General features: G+C 67.3%; 3 protein-coding genes. All 3 read right to left on the bottom strand.

Annotated elements, in window-relative coordinates; translation table 11 throughout:
* Nucleotides 1–19 precede the first annotated feature (19 nt).
* Entirely contained in the window at nt 20–3880 is a 3861-nt protein-coding gene (locus tag QRO93_RS12950) for a translocation/assembly module TamB domain-containing protein (protein ID WP_180880031.1), read from the bottom strand.
* Nucleotides 3877–5673 (bottom strand): autotransporter assembly complex family protein, encoded by a 1797-nt coding sequence (locus tag QRO93_RS12945; protein WP_080374988.1) that lies wholly within the window; start codon nt 5671–5673, stop codon nt 3877–3879. The genes QRO93_RS12950 and QRO93_RS12945 overlap by 4 nt, the downstream gene beginning before the upstream one ends.
* 34 nt (nt 5674–5707) lie before the next feature.
* On the bottom strand, nt 5708–5888 hold a 181-nt coding region (locus QRO93_RS12940; protein WP_285304248.1), incomplete at its 5' end, for a hypothetical protein.

Below are 5888 nucleotides of genomic sequence, written 5' to 3'. Positions count from 1 at the left end.
GCCCCCCACTACCGCATCCTTACTTTTCCCTGCGCCAGTTGATCGACCCACGGTTCTCCACCGTGCTCGATTCCACTTCCACGTCGAAACCGCGGCGCAGCAGGTACTTCAGCGTGATCACCGAACCGGCACCGACCAGCGACACGCCGTAGCCGACGTACAGCTTGGGCGAGATGTACTTGCCGACGCCGATCACCGAGCCACCCAGCGCGCGCGACTGGCTCACGCCGGCATCGTCCAGGCCCAGCTTGGCGCCCAGCTGCGAGGCCAGCAGGCCACTGCCTGCAGAGAGTGCCGCCGAGGCCGCGTTGACCTGCTGGGTCTGGTCGCTGCTGGCGCCGGTCAGGCTGCGGCCCAGCACCAGGTAGGCCAGCGCCTCGGACTGCGACATCGCCGGCTCGGACCACACGTCCGCACGCGGTTGCTGCGCACGCCCGGTGACGTCGATGCCGGCCGTGACATCACCGACCCGGCGCTCGGCACGGATGTTGATGCGCGGATCGGAGACCGCGTTGTAGTTCCAGGTCAGGTTGCCGCGGGTGATGGTCAGGTCCTGCCCATATGCCTTGTAGCGCCCGCTCACTTCCAGGCCACCGTTGGCGGTCATCTCGCGGCCGGGCTTGGCCCAGACCTGCATCTTGCCGGTCAGCGCGCCCTTCAGGCCGAAGCCGGTCATCTTCACCTTGTCGCCGAGGCTGACCGTCAGGTCCATGTCCAGTGGCGAGGTACGCGACTCTTCCGGATCGACCGGATCGAGCACCACCACGTCTTCGGACACCGAGGTGCCGCGGTCCAGGCGTTCGAGGTCGATATCGGCCTCGGGCACATGCACGGTGCCACGCAGCTCCATTGCCGCCTTGGCCAGGGTGAAATCGAGGTTGGGATTGGCGACGATGCGCAGTTCGCTGGTGTTGGACAGCAGCACGTTGTCACCGTGGATCTTCAGCTGCAGCGGCTGTGCATCACCGAACCACGACAGGCCGCCATCCACGTACAGCGTGCCCTGGCCGGAATTGGCCTGCGCGGTGATCCTGGCCGAGCCATCAGGCTGGGCCACGAAGCTGCCCTTGCCCTGGTCGAAGGTCAGGCCCAGCGCCGGGAATTCACCCTTGAAGTTGCTCAGCTGCGCATCACCGCCCAGCGATGGCTGGCCACGCGTGCCGCGCAGGCTGACGTGGCCTTCGATCAGGCCGGTCGGGCGCACGATGTCCGGCGAGAACAGCTCCAGCCAGTACAGCCGCGACATGTTGAGGTAGAGCTCACCGTTCAACGGCGCGCTGGCTTCCCAGCCGGTCTGCATCTTGGCATCGACGAAGCCGTTGCCCTGGAAGCCCATGCCCAGGTAGCCCTTGATGCTGGCCGGGGTCATGTCCAGTTTCAGCGAGAACTGGTCATAGCGCACCAGCTCGCCACGCGACGCATCGCCCACCGTGGTGCGGTTCTCGCCCAGGCGCACGCCGCCTTCCTTCGAGCGCACTTCCACATGGCCTTCCCAGGCGTTGCCGCGCGGGCGGATCTGCGCATCCAGGCTGACATCGCCGCGCAGGTAGATGCGGCGGCCGGACTGCGGCGGCAGCCATGGCTGCACCAGCGCCAGCGGCAGCGCATCACTGCGCACCACCAGGCCCTCGCGCGGCCAGTTTGCCTGGGCGCACAGCGCGCCACTGCTGGCGGCGGCCAGGCAGGCTTCGGACAGGGTGTAGGTGCTGCCGTTGATCGCGAACGCGGCCGGCGCACGCAGCGACCAGGCATCGCCCTTCACCGGTGCGATGCGCAGCGATGCCAGCTCACCACGCCACTGCGCGCCCTGCTGGCGCACGCTGCCCTGCAGCTCGATCGCGCCCATGTCGTTGCGGGTCTGCGCGGCCAGCCGCAGATTGGACACACTGCCCTGCGCGTCGATGTTCAGCCGTTCCAGCAGCATGCCGGCGTTGACCTGTTGGCCCTGCACCGCCAGCGTGCCGCTGTCGCCGCGCCACGGCAGGTGGCCCTTGATGCTTACGCTCTCGGCGCCGTAGCCATCCCAGTTGAGGTTGTTGCCGATCAGGTCGGCGGTGATGTCCGGCGCATCGCGCGGGCCCTTCACCTGCACCTGGCCACGCAGGCCACCATCGGCGCCCGGCAGCAGATCGCTCAGCTGCAAAGGTTCGAAGCGTGCATCGATGTCGAGACGATCACCGACCTTGCCCGAAGCGGTGACCCGGCTGCTGCCCAGCGACAGCTTCAGGTCGCCCTGGCCCTGCTCGCCCTGCAGCGCGAACTTGCCCTGTGCGTCGAGGTTGCGCTGGCGCAGGATGCCCTTCAGCGACGGCAGATCCACCGTGGCTTCCAGCGTGCCGGCCGTGCCCGGTGCGGCATTGGCCGGCGGCGGCAGCTGGCGGCCCTTGGAGGCCAGGTTGCCGGACAGGCGGCCATTCCAGCCCGGCACGAAATAGCCGGGGTCGAAGTCCTTCAGCGTGGCCTTGGCGTCCCAGTCCAGCTGTGGCGCCCAAGCGACCTGGCCTTCCACCTGCAGCTGGCCACCCGGGGTCTGCGCCTGCAGCTGGTGGATCGACGCGGCCTGGTCATTGCCACGCACGTCGAAGCGCAGCTGCGCCTTCTGCTTTTCGCGTTCGACCTCGGCGCGGCCAATCGCCGCCCACGCCTTCAGCGTGCCGGCCAGGCCGAAGCGCGCTTCCTTCAGCGTCACCGGTACCGGCGCGCTGCCGGCGGTGTTCGGGTCCGCGGCCGGCACATAGGTCAGGTTCCGCGCGACCACCGAGAAATTGAGCTTCTGCTGGTCTTCCTGGCTGAAATCGGCGGTGCCCTCCAGCCGGGCTTCGCCCCCCAGGCCCTTCACCAGCAGCGGCGAGACCTTCAGCACCTGGTCCTGCAGCGACACCACCGACGGTGCCAGTTCCAGTTCCTGGTCGCCCTGCTTCACCTTGCCGCGCAGGTTGGCGTTGCCGCCCTTGCCGGCAGCGGTGAAGTCCAGCGCCAGCGGCGCGATCGCCGAGCTGGCCAATGCCGGCGACAACAGCGCCAGATCCAGTTCGTCACTGCGGATGCTGGCATTCCAGCTCGGATCGGTCCGCCCGTCGAACACCAGCATCGCGTGCAGCGGCTTCGGTGCACGCCCGGCCACCGCCACCTCCATGTGCGCAAGGTCGCCGCGTGCCACCAGCCCGACCGTCGCCGCAGTGCGCCCACGCGGGGCCGGCAGCACCGCCGTGACCGTCACGTCGGTGTCGTAGTCCTTGGCCGGGATGTAGCGGCCCTGGGCGGTGAAATTGCCCATGTCGCTGTCCACGACCAGCTTGTGCGCCTGGAATTCGCCGTTGGCGATTTCGATGCCACCGCGCACGCGGCTGATGTCGATCACCGGCTCGTTGGCCTGGCTGATGCGGAAGCCATCGATGGCAATGGCGTCGGCCTGGATCGCCAGCGGCATCTCGATCTGCGGCAGCGAATCCGGCCACGACGGCAGCTTGAACGGCTCGTCACTCTTGGCCAGGTTCAACGTCGCGTTGGTCAGTTCCAGCTTGTCCAGCAGCAGCTTGCGGCCCAGCAACGGGCGCAGGTCCGGCTCCAGGTGCGCGCGCTCGGCGTGGAAATGGATGTCGTCATAGCGGAAGTCGACGTTGTACAGGGTCAGCGGACCGGCCACCGGGCCGTCCACCTTGTCCCAGGTGAAGCTGGCGCCGACCGGCAGCCGTGCCACCACCTGCGCCAGCAGCACATCGCGGCCGGCCACGGTCTGCAGCAGCCAGTACACCGCCAGCAGGGCCAGCAGCACCAGGCCGATCACGCCGGCGCCGGACCATGCCCAGAAGCGGCGGCGGCGGTAGAAGCGCACGCGCGGCGGCGTGTTCGGGGTCGGCGTGGGTGCGGGCGTGCTCACAGGTCCGCTCCGATGTTCAGGTACAGCTGGAACTGCGAATCCGGGTTGTTCAGGCCGTGCGCCACGTCGATGCGTACCGGGCCGACCGGCGATTTCCAGCGCACGCCGAAGCCGACGCCAGTGTGCAGATCAATGGTGTTGTCGAAGGCGCTGCCGGTATCGACGAACACCGCCGCGCCCCATGGACCGCCATTGAAGTAGTGCTCGTACTCGGCCGAGCCGATCACCAGGTTCTTGGCGCCCAGTGCGTACTTGTCCGGCGCCGGCGTACGCGGGCCGACCTCGCGGTAGGCGTAGCCGCGGATGCTGCGGTCGCCGCCGGCGAAGTAGCGCAGGCTCGGTGGCATCGCCACCAGGTCGCTGGTCCAGGTGGTGCCGCCCTCGCCGCGCAGGATCAGGCGGTTGCTTTCGCCCACCGGGATGTACCAGCGCAGCACGGCATTGGCCTGCACGAAGCTGGTATCCGAACCGACGCCCTCGATGCCGGTCCGTAGCGTCGCGGTGCCGCTGATGCCCTTGCGCGGGAACATCTGGTCGTCGACGTTGACGTAGTCGGCCACCATCTGTGGGTACACCAGCGTCGAGGTGTTGTAGACCGCATCGGTGAATTCGGTGCCGGAGGCGTAGCGCCAGCGCTCGCGCAGCGCGTTGACCGAGGCGATCGCGGTCCAGTGCTCGTTGATCTCGCCGCTGCGGCTGGCGATCAGCTTGAAGTTGCGCAGGTCGATGTAATCGGTCTGTTCGTCATACGCGCTGGCGGCAAAGGTGTACCAGCCGTCGAGCCAGTTGAACGCCGGGATGCGGTAGCTGGTGACCAGGCTCTTGCGCTTCTGCGCATAGTCCAGCTGCGTGTTCATCTTGTGGCCGCGGTTGTTCAGGAACCGCCGCTCGATGCCACCGCGCACACCCGGGCCACTCTCGCTGCCGTAGCTCAGGCCGGCGGTGTAGATGGTGCGCTTGGCGCGGGTCAGCTTCACGTCCACCGGCACGTCGCCGTTCGCGTCGGCCTGGTCCGGACGCGGCTGGATGTCGATCACGCTGAAATAGTCCAGCTTGGTCAACGACTGCCGCAGGCGATCCAGCTTGCCCTCGTGGTAGTAGCTGCCCTGGTCCCAGTACACCAGCGGGTCGAACAGCTTGTCGACGAAGTAGTCCTGTTCGAAACGCACCGGGCCCATGTTGTAGCGGCGGCCACTGTCCCAGGTCAGGTCGATGTCTGCAGCATTGTCGGCGCGGGTGATCTGCACCTGGCGCTGGGTGTAGTCGGCGTCGAAGTAGCCACGTTCGGCCAGGCGGCGGGTGATGGTGATCTTGCTGGCTTCGTACTGGGTATGCACGAAGCGCTGGCCCTTGCGCGGCTTGAACGCAGCCAGGTCGTCCTGCAGGTACTGGTCGTAGATCGCCGGGCCGGTGATGTCGATGTGCTCGCGGCGCACGGTGACCGGCGCACCCTTGTCGACATGGATCAGCACGCGCACGTGCTCGTCCACGCGCGGCGCCTCGACCTTGATCACCGGGTTGTAGTACCCGAACGGTTCCAGTGCCTGGCGGGTCTGCCGCTCGGCCTGCGACAACAGGTACTCCAGGCGCGACTCGCCCTGCTCCTTGCCGATCGTGTCGTACAGCGACAGCGATTCCTGGATGTTCTCGATGATTGCGGCGTCGTCGCCCTTGTCCAATCCCTTGATGTCCACCTTGTCGATGGTGCCGCGCGCGTGGGCCACGGAAGTGGCGGCCAACGACAGGACCATCAGCGGCAGGGCGTATTTCTTTGGCTGCATGCGGCACAGCATACCGACCGGAGGTGACGATGCGAAATGCATCACGTCATTCGGGATCGGTTGTTAAGTGGCGGTCAAAATACGCGCCTTTGTGGCGATCATCGTGAATGCCGATGAGGAAGCCGGCATCGTCCGCGATGCCGGCAATGACCCCGATGGACATCCGCCGGCGGTGATCCGGTAGTGCCGGCCGCTGGCCGGCAACCCACAGATCGATCCGATGCGCG

The organism is Stenotrophomonas maltophilia group sp. Smal17, assembly GCF_030237045.1.
Lineage (GTDB): Bacteria > Pseudomonadota > Gammaproteobacteria > Xanthomonadales > Xanthomonadaceae > Stenotrophomonas > Stenotrophomonas forensis.
Note: the sequence above shows the minus strand (reverse complement) of the source record. Positions and strands in the feature narration are given on the sequence as shown.